11 protein-coding genes are annotated in these 13,867 nt (G+C 67.5%); 6 read left to right on the top strand and 5 right to left on the bottom strand.

Translation table 11 applies throughout. The features are described 5' to 3' along the window. Positions 1 to 92: 92 nt before the first annotated feature. From U4Z64_RS02770 to U4Z64_RS02760, 3 genes are all read left to right on the top strand, one after another. Positions 93 to 1,367, top strand: coding sequence for an ABC transporter permease (locus U4Z64_RS02770; protein ID WP_044845305.1), 1,275 nt, complete (start codon positions 93 to 95; stop codon positions 1,365 to 1,367). Between the two features lie 37 nt (positions 1,368 to 1,404). Beyond that, entirely contained in the window at positions 1,405 to 2,241 is an 837-nt protein-coding gene (locus U4Z64_RS02765; RefSeq protein WP_044845306.1) for an ABC transporter permease, read from the top strand. Positions 2,242 to 2,502: 261 nt separating this feature from the next. Further along, positions 2,503 to 3,939, top strand: coding sequence for an MFS transporter (locus tag U4Z64_RS02760; RefSeq protein WP_321819194.1), 1,437 nt, complete (start codon positions 2,503 to 2,505; stop codon positions 3,937 to 3,939). An 83-nt stretch (positions 3,940 to 4,022) separates the two neighbouring features. On the opposite strand, the gene U4Z64_RS02755 is transcribed toward U4Z64_RS02760, so the two are convergent. Next, on the bottom strand, positions 4,023 to 5,762 hold the full coding sequence (locus U4Z64_RS02755; protein ID WP_321809806.1) for a S53 family serine peptidase: 1,740 nt from the start codon (positions 5,760 to 5,762) through the stop codon (positions 4,023 to 4,025). A gap of 700 nt (positions 5,763 to 6,462) precedes the next feature. On the opposite strand from U4Z64_RS02755, the gene U4Z64_RS02750 reads away from it, so the two are divergent. The 3 genes from U4Z64_RS02750 to U4Z64_RS02740 are packed head-to-tail and all read left to right on the top strand — an operon-like array spanning position 6,463 to position 7,651. After that, a complete protein-coding gene (locus U4Z64_RS02750; RefSeq protein ID WP_044845308.1) occupies positions 6,463 to 6,789 on the top strand; it encodes an ArsR/SmtB family transcription factor in 327 nt (108 codons plus the stop codon). Further along, positions 6,786 to 7,217 (top strand): SRPBCC domain-containing protein, encoded by a 432-nt coding sequence (locus U4Z64_RS02745; RefSeq protein WP_321819193.1) that lies wholly within the window; start codon positions 6,786 to 6,788, stop codon positions 7,215 to 7,217. Before U4Z64_RS02750 ends, U4Z64_RS02745 begins: the two co-directional genes overlap by 4 nt. After that, a complete protein-coding gene (locus U4Z64_RS02740; RefSeq protein WP_321819192.1) occupies positions 7,214 to 7,651 on the top strand; it encodes a DUF1801 domain-containing protein in 438 nt (145 codons plus the stop codon). Before U4Z64_RS02745 ends, U4Z64_RS02740 begins: the two co-directional genes overlap by 4 nt. 116 nt (positions 7,652 to 7,767) lie before the next feature. On the opposite strand, the gene acnA is transcribed toward U4Z64_RS02740, so the two are convergent. The 4 genes from acnA to U4Z64_RS02720 all read right to left on the bottom strand — a co-directional run bounded on the left by acnA (position 7,768) and on the right by U4Z64_RS02720 (position 13,749). Continuing rightward, the gene (gene acnA / locus U4Z64_RS02735) at positions 7,768 to 10,485 is read right to left on the bottom strand and encodes an aconitate hydratase AcnA (protein WP_044845311.1); all 2,718 of its coding nucleotides are present in this window, start codon (positions 10,483 to 10,485) and stop codon (positions 7,768 to 7,770) included. Positions 10,486 to 10,537: 52 nt separating this feature from the next. Continuing rightward, positions 10,538 to 11,989 carry a bifunctional 2-methylcitrate dehydratase/aconitate hydratase gene (locus U4Z64_RS02730; RefSeq protein ID WP_321819191.1) on the bottom strand — a complete coding sequence of 484 codons (1,452 nt, stop codon included), beginning with the start codon at positions 11,987 to 11,989 and terminating at the stop codon, positions 10,538 to 10,540. Between the two features lie 22 nt (positions 11,990 to 12,011). Next, complete coding sequence (locus U4Z64_RS02725) at positions 12,012 to 12,521, bottom strand: hypothetical protein (RefSeq protein WP_044845313.1); 510 nt, start codon at positions 12,519 to 12,521, stop codon at positions 12,012 to 12,014. Positions 12,522 to 12,744: 223 nt separating this feature from the next. Continuing rightward, positions 12,745 to 13,749, bottom strand: coding sequence for an HpcH/HpaI aldolase/citrate lyase family protein (locus U4Z64_RS02720; RefSeq protein WP_321819190.1), 1,005 nt, complete (start codon positions 13,747 to 13,749; stop codon positions 12,745 to 12,747). Positions 13,750 to 13,867: the final 118 nt, after the last annotated feature.

Below are 13,867 nucleotides of genomic sequence, written 5' to 3'. Positions count from 1 at the left end.
CGCTACTCAGGTGTCCTGATGCAACCTGCCGCGCGGCGCGCCGAACGCGTCGCGCGGCATTCCGCCGGATCGAGCCCGGCCGGAGAGAACCGTTGAACACGATGACGATCGCTCCTTCCTCGCCGTCGACAGCCGCGCTCAAGCGCGAGCTGAAGGCCGCCGAGGCCCGCAAGCGCACGATGGCGTTGCTGCTGATCGCGCCGCTCGCGATCTTCCTGCTGCTCATCTTCGTCGTGCCGATCGGCACGCTGCTCACGCGCGCGGTGCAGAACCCGGAGATCGCGACCGCGCTGCCGAACACGGTGGCCGCGCTGTCGGGCTGGGACCGCAAGACACCGCCGGCCGATGCCGCGTATGCTGCACTCGCGGCCGACATGACGAAGGTCGCCGACAGCGAGGCGATGGGCGCGCTCGCGCGGCGCCTGAACACCGAGATTCCCGGCTACCGCTCGCTCGTCGCGAAGACGGCGCGCGCGATGCCGCTGAAGGGCGAGGAGGGCGCGGGCACCGCGGCGCTGACACCCGCGCAGACCCGCGCGAAGCTGATCGACCTCGATTCGCGCTGGGGCGAACCCGCGTACTGGCAGGCGATCGCGAAGAACGGCAGCCAGGTGTCGCCGTTCTACCTGCTCGCCGCGCTCGACCACAAGCAGGACGGCTTCGGCCAGATCGTGCGGGCCGATCCCGACCAGTCGATCTATCTGGCGATCTTCGGCCGCACGTTCGTGATCGGCGTCGCGGTCACGCTGTTCGCGCTGCTGCTCGGTTATCCGCTTGCGTACTGGATCTCGACGCTGTCCGAGCGCCGCGCGAACCTCGTGATGATCCTCGTGCTGATTCCGTTCTGGACCTCGGTGCTGGTGCGCGTCGCCGCATGGATCGTGCTGCTGCAGAGCGAGGGGCTGATCAACACCGCGCTGATCGGCGCCGGGCTGATCTCGCATCCGCTGACGCTGCTGTTCAATCGCGTCGGCGTGTACATCTCGATGACGCACATCCTGCTGCCGTTCATGATCCTGCCGCTGTACAGCGTGATGAAGTCGATCCCGCCGACCTACCAGCGCGCGGCCGTGTCGCTCGGCAGCCATCCGTTCGCCGCGTTCTGGCGCGTGTACGTGCCGCAGACCTATCCGGGCGTCGGCGCGGGCGCGCTGCTCGTGTTCATCCTCGCGATCGGCTACTACATCACGCCCGCGCTGCTCGGCGGGCCGAACGACCAGATGGTCAGCTACTACGTCGCGTACTTCACGAACGTGACGATCAACTGGGGCATGGCGTGCGCGCTCGGCGGGCTGCTGCTCGCGGCGACGCTGGTGCTGTATGCGGTGTACGGGCGCTTCACGCGCACCAACGTGAGCCTCGGCTGAGCGCCGGGGACAGGAAAACGGGAAGGGGAAGCCGACCATGAAACTCGCCAGGCCGCTGTTCGCGCCGCACATGTCGTTCGCCGAGCGCGCGTGGTACGTCGCGTTGCGCGTGCTCGTCGTGCTGACGCTGCTGTACCTGATCCTGCCGGTGCTCGCGATCGTGCCGCTGTCGTTTTCGTCGAGCACGTTCCTCGTCTATCCGATTCCGGGCTTCTCGACGCGCTGGTACGAGAACCTGATCGCATCGGACGAGTGGCGGATGGCCGCGAAGAACAGCTTCATCGTCGCGCCGTCGGCGACCGTCGTCGCGACCGTGCTCGGCACGCTCGCCGCGATCGGCCTCACGAAGGCGGATTTCCGCGGCAAGGGGCTGCTGATGGCCGTGCTGCTGTCGCCGATGATCGTGCCGGTCGTCGTGGTCGGCGTCGGCATGTACCTGTTCTTCGCGCCGCTCGGGCTCGCGAACACCTACACCGGCCTGATCGCCGCGCACGCGGCGCTCGGCGTGCCGTTCGTCGTGACGACCGTGGCCGCGACGCTGCAGGGCTTCAACCAGAACCTGGTGCGCGCGAGCCTGTCGCTCGGCGCGAACCCCGTCACGACGTTCTTCCGCGTGACGCTGCCGGTGATCGCGCCGGGCGTGATGTCGGGCGCGCTGTTCGCGTTCGCGACGTCGTTCGACGAAGTCGTCGTCACGCTGTTCCTCGCGGGCGCGGACCAGACGACGCTGCCGCGCCAGATGTTCACCGGCATTCGCGAGAACATCAGCCCGACGATCGCCGCGCTCGCGACGATCCTGATCATCTTCTCGACGAGCCTGCTGCTCGCGCTCGAATGGCTGCGCGGCCGCAACGCGCGGCGCGCGGTGTCGTAACGGCGGCCGGATGCGTGACGTTGAGCCGGCTGCCGGGCCGGCGATCGTTGCGTTCTCAACGAAGCCGCGCGCCTGACCCGGCGCGGCGAAGCTTTCGTTTCGCTGACTGACGAAGCGGTTGCCTGCACGTTCGATGCGGCTCTGCAACAATACGGCTCGTGGTGCCGCGCGTTCCGTTGCCGTCGCACGCACGGAGCGCCCGTTGCCGCGCCGCTCAATCCGCGACGCCGCGCGTCGCTCGTCAGTCAGCCGAGCCTCATCTTGTCCGAATTCGCATCCCCCGCCGGCACCCGGGAGCCGGCCGTCAACTGGCGCGCGATGTCCGCCGTGCTGCTGGCCGTCGCGCTCGCGACGCTCGACACCGCGATCGCGAACACCGCGCTGCCCGCGATCGCCGCCGACCTGCACGCGTCGCCGGCCGCATCGGTGTGGATCATCAACGCGTACCAGCTCGCGATGGTCGCGACGCTGCTGCCGTTCGCGTCGCTCGGCGACATCGTCGGCCACAAGCGCGTGTATGTCGGCGGCCTCGCGGTATTCACGCTCGCGTCGCTCGGCTGCTCGCTCGCGGCGACGCTGCCGCAGCTGACGGCGGCGCGGATCGTGCAGGGCTTCGGCGCGAGCGCGATCATGAGCGTGAACGTCGCGCTGATCCGCAACCTGTTTCCCGCGCACCGGCTCGGGCGCGGCGTCGGCTTCAACGCGCTCGTCGTCGGCGTGTCGTTCGCGGTGGGGCCGACGATCGCGTCGCTGATCCTGTCGGTGGCCGCATGGCCGTGGCTGTTCGCGGTGAACGTGCCGCTCGGCGTGCTCGCGCTTGCCGTGGCGATTCCGTCGCTGCCGCAGACGGCGCGGGGCAAGCACGCGTTCGATCCGCTCGCCGCGCTGTTCAACGTGATCACGTTCGCGTCGCTGATCTTCGCGCTCGGAGAATTCGCGCAGCGCGGGCCGCTGTCCGTCGTGTTCGCGGCCGCGGCGGTCGCGCTCGCGTTCGGCTGGCTGCTGATCCGCCGCCAGGCCGGGCACCCGGCGCCGATGCTGCCGGTCGACCTGTTTCGCCGACCCGTGTTCACGCTGTCCGCGCTGACGGCCGTGTGCGCGTTTGCCGCGCAGGGGCTCGCGTTCGTGTCGCTGCCGTTCTACTTCGAAACCGTCCTGCATCGCGACGCGGTCGAGACCGGGTTCCTGATGACGCCGTGGTCGGCGATCGTCGCGCTCGCCGCGCCGATCGCGGGCCGCTTGTCCGACCGTTATCCGCCCGGATTGCTCGGTGCGATCGGGCTCGCGCTGCTGAGCGCGGGGATGGTGTCGCTCGCCGCGTTGCCGGCAGCGCCGAGCGTCGTCGACATCGGCTGGCGGATGATGCTGTGCGGCGCGGGCTTCGGCTTCTTCCAGTCGCCGAACCTGAAGGCGCTGATGTCGAGCGCGCCGCCCGAGCGCAGCGGCGGTGCGAGCGGGATCATCGCGACCGCGCGGCTGATCGGGCAGGCGACCGGCGCGGCGCTCGTCGCGCTGTCGTTCGGGATCGCGGGGCGTCACGGGCCGACGCTCGCGCTGATGCTCGGGGCGGGTTTCGCGGGGGCGGCGAGCGTGGCGAGCGGGCTGCGGCTCTTCGCGCCATCGCACCGGGCCGGCGCGCCGGTTGCGTCGGTCGCGACGACAGCGACGACAGCGACGAACGAGCGGGCGACGGAGTAGGGCCCCGCGCCCGCCCCGCTGCCCGAATCTTTCCAGGCCGGTGCGCGGCGAACGACCGCCGCGCGCCGGCCTTCGCGTCGGGCTCAGAAGCCGCCCGTCTGGATCAGCTTGTTGAGGTTCGCGATGTTCAGGCTGCCGAAGCCGGTCGTCAGGTCCCAGCCGGTGCCTGCTCTGTAGCCATACCCCTGATAGCCGTTGTTCCCTGACACGACGTCATAGCGCACGAGCGACGGGTTCGACGGGATGTCCGCATAGAACTTCGCGGCCGGGAAACCGAGGCCGGTGCCGTTCGCCGCGAGCAGACGCGCCCAGAAGCCGGTGAAGATCGGCGCGGCGAGGCTCGTGCCGCCGATCTGCTGCAACTGGCCGTAGTTGTAGATGTACGCGCCCGTGCTTTGCGCGGCATCGAACGATACGTCGGGCAACTGACGATTGCTGCCCGATTGCCACGCCGGCGCCGGCAGCACCGTGCTGACGCCGCCGCCCGTCGCCCACAGCTTGCCGTTGCCGTCGAGGCCTTCGTTCCACACCGTTTCGTTCGAGAACGCACCCGCCGACGTGGTGTACAGCGTCGTGCCGCCGATCGCGAGCACGTGCGGCGACGCGGCCGGCCACGACACCGTGTAGTTCGCGCCGTCCGGATAGCCGCGGTTGTTGCACTCGTACACGCCTTCGTCGCCCGACGACACCGAGAACGTCTGACCCTGCGCGGCAGCCGTCGTGAAGATCTGCTCTTCGGCGTCGATCGTGCCGTCCGCGTTCGCGTCGGTCTCGCACCAGCCGAGCGACACGTTGATCACCTTCGCGGTGTTGTCCGACACCGCGCGGTTGAACGCCTGCGTGAGCCCCGTGTTGCCGGCGGCGTTCAGGTCCGCCATGTAGAACACGAGCTTGCCGACCTGGCCGCCGGCCGAGCCGACGATCGACTGGCTGTCGAGATCCCATTCGCCCTGGCCGTCCTGGTCGTCGCTGTAGCTGCCGGTCGTGCCGGTGCCGTTGGTCTTCACGGTCTGGGTCGCGACCGTGCCGTAGCCGTTGCTCGACGTGAACTGCTTCAGGTCCTGCAGCGTCTGCGACACGCCGCCGATCGTGATGATGCCGACGCTCACGCCTGCCGCGGTCGGCACGCCGGTCGCGTTGTAGAGGCCCGGGAATTCCTTCGGATAGTGGCCGGTGGCCGTGCCGGCCGCGAGCGCCTGCGGCTTCGCGACGTTGCCGATGCGCAGCATCGGCCGTGCGCGCGCGACGTTCTGCAACCCGAGCACCGAGCCGACGACGTCTCCGAGCGCGCGCGGCACCTGCGCGGTCGACGCGTTCGCGAAGCCCGAGCGGCCCGCGTACTCGAAGTGCACGAGCGACGTGTTGAACGCGGTCTTCACCGTGCCGGCCGTGCCGCGCGCGGACACCAGCAGGCGGTTCGGCGCGACCTCGATGTTCACGAAGCCGCTCTTGCGCAGATAGTCGACGACCGATTTTACTTGCGCGTCGGTGGGCGCGTAGCTGGCGAGGAACTGTTCGTGCGTCAGGTACTGGCGGTAATGCGCGTTGCCGGGCCGGTTCACGTCGTGCGCGAGCTGCTTGAGCTGCGCGGCGTTGCGCAGCTTCAGGCTGACGACGATGTCGGCCGTTTCGCCGGCCGCGAGTTCGAGCGAAGGTGCGGCGCTGCGCGCCATCAATTGCGGGCCGGTCAGAAAGGCCTTCGTGTGGGTGTCGACCCAGTCCGTCGCCGCATGTGCCGCGCCGGCGGCGAGCACGAGCGGCCACGCGCACGCGAGGCGGCGCGGCGACGGAAGGGGAAGGGCAAACCAGGCGTTCCTTTTCATCGGGAGTCCTTTTTAGGAGAGACGACGTTGCTGGAAGCCCGGGCCCTTGTGGGGCCGCGAGCGGTGACGAGCGTAGGGCGTCGGTGCCGTTCAGGTAGCTGCCAGTTTCCATAGCTGTCAGTTCTGACATCGGCGTGCTCGCGTGCCGGCGATGCGTCGTTCATGCATGCGGCAGCGGCCCGCGGCAAAGGGAACCGGTTCGCCACGCGACCAAGCATCGGCCGCTGGCGTTTGCGCGCACGACTCGTTCGTTTCGGCAGCGGAATGCGCGCGATTGCAGAGCGAAGGACCGTGTGTGAGCGGCGCTTTCGATCGCGCGTGAACGCATTGCGCGTTGCAATATGTGGTCAGGCGTTGCCGCGCGGCTGGCGCGACGACGTACGAATGCGCGAATGCACAAAAACGGAACCCGTCGATCGCGCGCGTTTCCCGAATTGTGGAACGACGTAGTGGCGAGTCTTGCAGCGTGCTTTCGGTTGGAGCGTCCGGCGAGCGGATTAGAGGAAACGCTCGAATCGGACGGTGGCGCTGCCTCGACGCGCGCGTGATGTTCTTCGCAAGCCGATTCGCCGCCATTCCGTCCGTTCCGGCGAACGGCCCCGCTGCAGGATCGCCTGATGCTTCCTGCGAAATCGCTCCTTGACGTGCATCGATACGTGGATATTCTTGAATCCATAACTATCGGGTTATGAATCAAGCCATGCAAAACGTCCCCGACATGCTGTTCAGGACGCTCGCCGATCCGACCCGCCGCGCGCTCTTCGAGCGGCTGTGCGAGGAGGGCGAGCTGACGGTTGCCGCGCTGACGGCGCACGCAGGCGTGACGCAGCCGGCGGTATCGAAGCATCTGGGGGTACTGAAGCAGGCCGGGCTCGTGAGCGACCGCCACGAAGGCCGGCAGACGCACTACAGCGCGCAGCCGCAAGCGCTGACTCCGTTGATCGACTGGACCAGCCAGATGGCAGGCTTCTGGCAGAACCGGTTCGACGCGCTCGAAGATCTGCTCAAGAGGATGGATCAGTCATGAACCAGGCCACCACTGACACACGCACCGTCGTCGTCGAACGGGAACTGTCGCATCCGCCGGAGAAGGTCTGGCGTGCGCTCACGCAACCGCATCTGATCGAGGCATGGCTGATGCAGAGCGATTTCGAGCCCGTCGCGGGCCGCGCGTTCAGCTTCCGCGCGGACTGGGGTTCGGTCGACTGCACGTTGCTGACGATCGAGCCGCAGCGCGTGCTGTCCTACACGTGGGCCGCGTACGGCCTGGAAAGCGTCGTCACGTGGACGCTCACGCCGACGCCGGTCGGCACGCTGTTGCGGATGGAGCAGGCCGGTTTCCGCGCGGATCAGGAGCAGGCGTACCGCGGTGCGCAGCACGGGTGGGCGCGGTTCTTCGAGTCGCTCGAACAGGTGCTGGCCCGTCCTGACGAAGGCACGGAGGCCCGCTCATGAGCGCGGCATCGGACCCGAGCCCGTCGGAACGCATCGACGCGCTGATCGCCGGTATTGCCGACTGGCGCGGCAAGACGTTCGCCGATCTCCGCCAGACAATCCTCGACGCCGAAGCGGACATCGTCGAGGAATGGAAATGGATGGGCAGCCCGGTGTGGTCGTGCGACGGGATGATCGCGGTCGCGAACGCGCACAAGGGCAAGGTGAAGCTCACGTTCATGCATGGCGCGCAGCTGCCCGATCCCGACCGGCTGTTCAATGCGGGCCTTGAAGGCAATGCGCGGCGTGCGATCGATTTCCTCGAAGGCGACAAGCTCGACAAACGGGCGCTGAAGCGTCTCGTTCGCGCGGCGATCGACTACAACCGCGCGCGCCTGAAGAAGAACGCGCGGCCGGCCGCAGGCGGGAGGACGCGCGCCGACAAGGCCGCATGACGCACCGGCGCGCCGGCACACCGCCGCGCAGGCAAAAAAAGCCCGACACGAGGTCGGGCTTCCAAATCGGCCGCAACCGCCGCGAGGCGGCTGCGGCACCTGCAAAAGCAGGACGCTTACGCTGCGAGCAGCGAGCGCAGCACGAACGGCAGGATACCGCCGTGCTTGTAGTAGTCGACTTCGATCGGCGTATCGATGCGCAGCAGCACCGGCACGCGGGTCGTTTCGCCATTCTTGCGGTGAATCACGAGCGTGACGTCCTGCTGCGGTTTGAAGTCGTCGCCGAGGCCTTCGATGTCGTAGGTCTCTTCGCCGGTGATGCCGAGCGACTGGATGCTGTCCGCGCCCTTGAACTGCAGCGGCAGCACGCCCATGCCGACCAGGTTCGAGCGGTGGATCCGCTCGAAGCTGCGTGCGATCACGGCCTTCACGCCGAGCAGCTGCGTGCCCTTCGCGGCCCAGTCGCGCGACGAGCCCGTGCCGTACTCTTCGCCCGCGAACACGACGGTCGGCGTGTCGGCGTCGACGTACTTCATCGCCGCATCGTAGATCGACAGCTGTTCGCCGCTCGGCTGGTGAATCGTCAGGCCGCCTTCGACGCGCGTGCCGTCCGCCTTCGCCGGGATCATCAGGTTCTTGATCCGGACGTTCGCGAACGTGCCGCGCATCATCACGTCGTGGTTGCCGCGGCGCGAACCATAGCTGTTGAAGTCGGCCTTCTGCACGCCGTTCTCCTTCAGCCACTTGCCTGCCGGCGAGTCTTCCTTGATCGAGCCTGCCGGGCTGATGTGGTCGGTCGTGACCGAGTCACCGAAGATGCCCAGCGCGCGCGCGCCCTTGACCGTCGGGATCGAATCGGCCGGCTCCATCGAGAAGTCGTTGCCGAAGAACGGCGGCTCCGCGATGTAGGTCGACTTCGGCCAGTCGTAGACCTGGCCCGTCTCGCCCTCGATCTTGCTCCAGAGGTCGCCCTTCTTGGTCAGCTTCGAGTAGTTGTCCTCGAACTTCTTCGGGTCGAGCGCGAACTTGAGCAGCGCGTGGATTTCCTCGCTCGTCGGCCAGATGTCGCCGAGGTAGATGTCGTAGCCGTCCTTGCCCTTGCCGACCGGCTCGGTCATCAGGTCGCGCGTGATGTTGCCGGCGATCGCGTACGCGACGACCAGCGGCGGCGACGCGAGGAAGTTCGCGCGGATGTTCGGGTGGATGCGCGCCTCGAAGTTACGGTTGCCCGACAGCACGGCTGCCGCGACGATGTCGTTCTTCGTGATCGCTTCGTTCAGTTCCGGCGTCAGGTCGCCCGCGTTGCCGATACAGGTCGTGCAGCCGTAGGCGGCGACTTCGAAGCCGAGCTTCGCGAGGTAGGGCAGCAGGCCCGTCTTCGTCAGGTATTCGGTGACGATGCGCGATCCCGGCGCGAGCGACGTCTTGATGTGCGGCGCGACGGTCAGGCCGGCTTCGACGGCCTTCTTCGCCAGCAGGCCGGCAGCCAGCAGCACGCTCGGGTTCGACGTGTTCGTGCACGACGTGATCGCGGCGATCAGCACGTCGCCGTTCTTCACGTCGACGCCGTTGCTCGTCGTGTACTGCGCGTTCAGGTCGTCCGCCTTTTTCGCGAAGCCGTTTTCCGCGACCGGCTTCGAGAACAGCTCGGTGAACGTCGACTTGACGTTGCCGATCTCGATGCGGTCCTGCGGGCGCTTCGGGCCGGCCAGCGACGGGGCGACGGTTGCAAGATCCAGCGTGACCGTCTTCGTGTAGTCGATGTCGCCGGCCTTCGGAATGCCGAACAGCTTCTGCGCCTTGAAGTAGTTTTCGAACGCGGCGATTTCCGCCTTCGTGCGGCCCGTGCCTTCGAAGTATTCGATGGTCTTTTCGTCGACCGGGAAGAAGCCCATCGTCGCGCCGTATTCCGGCGCCATGTTGCCGATCGTCGCGCGGTCCGGCAGCGACAGCGACTTCGTGCCTTCGCCGAAGAATTCGACGAACTTGCCGACGACCTTTTCCTTGCGCAGCATTTCGGTGATCGTCAGCACCAGGTCGGTGGCCGTCACGCCTTCGCGCAGCTTGCCCTTCAGCTCGACGCCGACGACGTCCGGCGTCAGGAAGTACACCGGCTGGCCGAGCATGCCGGCTTCAGCCTCGATGCCGCCCACGCCCCAGCCGACCACGCCGATGCCGTTGATCATCGTCGTGTGGCTGTCCGTGCCGACGAGGGTATCCGGGTAGTACACGGTGTCGCCGCCGTCCGTCTTCTTGTGGACGCCGCGCGCGAGATATTCGAGGTTCACCTGGTGGACGATGCCGACGCCCGGCGGCACGACCTTGAACGTGTCGAACGCCTGCATGCCCCACTTCATGAACTGGTAGCGCTCGTTGTTGCGCTGGAATTCCAGCTTCATGTTCAGGTCGAGCGCGTCCTTCTGGCGGAAGTAGTCGATCTGCACCGAGTGGTCGACGACGAGATCGACCGGGACCAGCGGCTCGATCTTCTTCGGATTCTTGCCCGAACGCTCCGCGACGCCGCGCATGGCCGCGATGTCGGCGAGCAGCGGCACGCCCGTGAAGTCCTGCAGCACGACGCGCGACACCACGAACGGAATCTCGTCGACGCGCTTCGCGGTCGGCTGCCAGTTCGCGAGCTGCTCGATGTGTTCTTCGGTGATCTTCTTGCCGTCGTAGTTGCGCAGCACGGACTCGAGCACGATACGGATCGACACCGGGAGGCGCTCGATCTTCGTCTTCAGTTCCTTGCCGAGCTGCGGCAGCGAGTAGAACTTGCCTTTGCCGGAACCGCTGTCGAATTCCTTGAGGGTCTTGTGGAGATTGTGGGCCATGGTGATTTTCCTGGGTTTAAGGCTAGGAAACAAAGAGTCCTGTAGATGACGGCTATATCACATACAAGTCGACGTACTCATCGACCGGCATCGCTTCGAGCTTTGCCTGGTCCAGCGACACGTCGAGAATCGCTTGTTGCTGCTTTGCCGGGAAACGGCGGGCGAGGTTGGTCCGGAACTTCTCGACCAGGAGCGGGATGCCGTCCGCACGGCGTCGCTGATGGCCGATCGGGTATTCGACCGCTACTTCGGCAAGCGTGGACCCGTCCGCGAATTCGATCGTCAGCGCATTCGCGATCGACCGCTTGGCCGGGTCATGGTAATCCTTCGTGAACCGCGGATCCTCGACGCACACGGTTTTCGCGCGCAGCGCGTCGATACGCGGATCGGCGGCGACCGCGTCTTCGTAATCGGCCGCGGTCAGCCGGCCGAACAGCAGCGGCACGGCGACCATGTACTGGATGCAGTGGTCGCGGTCGGCCGGATTGGCGAGCGGGCCCTGCTTGTCGATGATGCGGATCGCGGCCGCGTGCGTGCGGATCGTGATCCGGCTGATCTCGTCGGTCGTGCGGCCCGCCGCGGCGAGCTGCGCGTGCAGCTGCAGCGCGGCCTCGGCGGCCGTCTGCGCATGGAATTCGGCGGGGAACGCGATCTTGAACAGCACGTTTTCCATCACGTACGTGCCGTACGGGCGCTGGAAGCGGAACGGCTTGCCGTCGAACAGCACGTCGTAGAAGCCCCAGGTTTTCGCGGTGAGCGCCGACGGGTAGCCCATTTCACCCGTTTTCGCGATCAGCGCGAGGCGCACCGCGCGGGACGTCGCGTCGCCGGCCGCCCACGACTTGCGCGAACCGGTGTTCGGCGCGTGGCGGTAGGTGCGCAGCGCGTGGCCGTCGACGAATGCGTTGGATACCGCGTTGATCAGCTCGTCGCGCGTGAGCCCGAGCAGGCGGCCGACGACGGCCGTCGACGCCACTTTCACGAGCAGCACGTGGTCGAGCCCGACTGCGTTGAATGAATTCTCGAGTGCGAGGCAGCCCTGGATCTCGTGGGCCTGGATCATCGCGACGAGCACGTCGCGCATGGCAAGCGGCTTCCTGCCGGCCGCGACGGCCGTGCGGGACAGCCAGTCGGCCGTCGCCAGGATTCCGCCGAGGTTGTCGGACGGATGACCCCATTCGGCGGCGAGCCAGGTGTCGTTGAAGTCCAGCCAGCGGATCATCGCGCCGAGGTCGAAAGCGGCCTGGACGGGATCGAGCTGGAAGGACGTGCCGGGCACCTTCGCGCCGTTCGGCACGATCGTGCCGGGCACGACGGGGCCGAGCAGCTTGGTGCAGGCCGGGTAGGACAGCGCCTCGAGTCCGCATCCGAGCGTGTCGATCAGGCAATGACGCGCCGTCTCCAGCGCGAGCGCGCTGTCGATGCCGGTGTTCAGCACGTAGTCGACGATATCGACGAGTACCGTATCCGGAGCTGGGCGGACGTTGGAGACCGAGGCGGACATCGAGGAGCTCGGGAGAGCGCGCTTAGTTCGTTGCCGGCTTCAGCTCGTTCGATTGCGTCGGAGCCGGCGTGCCTTGCGCCATTTCCGGCGTCACGCATTCGTCGGCGAGACGCTCGCCGCCGTTCGCGTCGCTGAACAGCATCGCCTTGCTCGGGATCACGACCAGCTTGAAGCCTGCTGCCGGATCATAGAACGTGTCGGCGCCCGTCGTCGTGGCCTGACGCGGCAGCTTGTAGTTCTTCTTCGCCCAGTGAACCGTGACGACCTGGTCACGCTTCATGTCGCCGGCGAGGTCGAACGACAGGCCGTCCTTGCACGACCACTTGGCCGCGCCGTCCGGTACCGGATCGACCTTGGCCGCGGCACGTGCCTGCGCCTTCTTGCTGCGCGGAACGATGCGCTTGGCCGGCGCCGGGCGCTTGGCCGTCTTCTTCGCAGTCGTCGCCGTATCCTGGGCGAACGCGCTCGGAGCCGACACCAGCATCGTGGCGGACAAGGCGCCGATGGCGGTAGCGATCAGGAGTTTCTTCATGGAGTCAGAACCTTTCGATAATCAGTTGACAAGGGCCGGCAGCTGACACCGCCGGCCGGTTTGAAACTGCACGCGCCCCGGAAGCGCGCAGCGGCCGCTATTTTCACCTATTTGGCCGCGCTCATATCAGGTTTTCGGGCTCCGTTACGTTTTTTGTCGTTTCGCCAACCCGTCTCGGGTTCGCGCCCCGGTGATTCGATGAAATTCGTGTGCCGGCGCGCGCTCACCGCGCGTCTCCGGCGGCCGGGCCGAACAGCGGCGCGGCCTCGGCCGGCACCGGCTGGCCGGTCGCCCGCGCGCGGCGCAGCACCGACCAGTAATAGCGGTAGCTCGCGCGATCGTGCAGTGTATCGCCGTGGCGCGTCGGGCCCCAGTCGGCGACCTGCGCCGCCAGCAGGATCTCGGCGGCCAGCGCGACTTCATCGGTGCGTGGCGCGAACGCGTCGACGATCGGGCGGATCTGCGCGGGATGGATGCTCCACATCCGCGTGAACGCGAACTCGTCGCGCGCGCGTCGCGCGTCGCCGGCGACGACGGCCATGTCGCGCACTTCCGTCGTCACGTTGTGCGACGGCGTCTTGCCGTGCGCGTGGCAGGCGGCGGCGATTTCCAGCTTCGCGCGGCGCACGAGCGGATGGTCGAACTGGCCGGGCGAGCGCATCGCCGCATCGGGAATCGCGCCGTGATGCGCGGACACGAAGTCCATCAGCCCGAAGCTCAGCGTGCCGACCAGCGGCAGCGCGGCGAGCGCGGCCGCCTGGGCGAGCGCGCCGTGCGTCTCGACCAGCACGTCCACCGGAATCGGCTGCGCGAGGCCGAGCTCGCGGCGCGTGCCTTCGATGAACGCGACCATCTCGGCCGCGTCGGCGGCGCTCGCGATCTTCGGCAGCGTGACGTAGGCCGGCGCGCGCGCGGCGCGCAGCACGATGCGCACGTCGTCGCGCCAGTGGGGATGGGAAAAGTCGTGGATGCGGACGCCGACCCGCCCGAAGCGGTTCTCGGCGCCGCCGAGGCATTCGGCGACGAGCTGCGCGTGCGCGGCTTCCTGGCCGACGGCCGCGCCGTCCTCGCAGTCGAGCGTGATGTCGAACACGGGGCCGAGTTCGGCCTGGAGCGCGAGCGACTTGCGCATCAGCTTCTCGCTGCCCGCGTAGTGATCGCAGCAGGGCAGGATCGCGGGCGGGGACGCCCCGTCGTACAGCACTTGTGCAGGAGTGAGCGCGGACATCTCTTCTACGTCAAGGAAGCGGGCAACGTGGAGAAAATCGGATTCGGGCACGTTCTGGGCCGGCGCGCGGAGCGCCTGGAGCGGCAAAACGTGCCCGGATCGGATCGGGCGGCGGGGC

This window comes from Burkholderia sp. BCC1996 (assembly GCF_905339955.1).
GTDB lineage: Bacteria > Pseudomonadota > Gammaproteobacteria > Burkholderiales > Burkholderiaceae > Burkholderia.
This window is presented reverse-complemented; position numbering and strand designations above follow the sequence as displayed.

Excerpts from the sequence above, each read along its gene's own strand:
- acnA (WP_044845311.1), bottom strand. The coding sequence starts at position 10,485 with ATGGCCCACAATCTCCACAAGACCCTCAAGGAATTCGACAGCGGTTCC.
- U4Z64_RS02725 (WP_044845313.1), bottom strand. The coding sequence starts at position 12,521 with ATGAAGAAACTCCTGATCGCTACCGCCATCGGCGCCTTGTCCGCCACG.
- U4Z64_RS02720 (WP_321819190.1), bottom strand. The coding sequence starts at position 13,749 with ATGTCCGCGCTCACTCCTGCACAAGTGCTGTACGACGGGGCGTCCCCG.
- U4Z64_RS02755 (WP_321809806.1), bottom strand. The coding sequence starts at position 5,762 with ATGAAAAGGAACGCCTGGTTTGCCCTTCCCCTTCCGTCGCCGCGCCGC.
- U4Z64_RS02745 (WP_321819193.1), top strand. The coding sequence starts at position 6,786 with ATGAACCAGGCCACCACTGACACACGCACCGTCGTCGTCGAACGGGAA.
- U4Z64_RS02730 (WP_321819191.1), bottom strand. The coding sequence starts at position 11,989 with ATGTCCGCCTCGGTCTCCAACGTCCGCCCAGCTCCGGATACGGTACTC.
- U4Z64_RS02765 (WP_044845306.1), top strand. The coding sequence starts at position 1,405 with ATGAAACTCGCCAGGCCGCTGTTCGCGCCGCACATGTCGTTCGCCGAG.
- U4Z64_RS02750 (WP_044845308.1), top strand. The coding sequence starts at position 6,463 with ATGCAAAACGTCCCCGACATGCTGTTCAGGACGCTCGCCGATCCGACC.
- U4Z64_RS02740 (WP_321819192.1), top strand. The coding sequence starts at position 7,214 with ATGAGCGCGGCATCGGACCCGAGCCCGTCGGAACGCATCGACGCGCTG.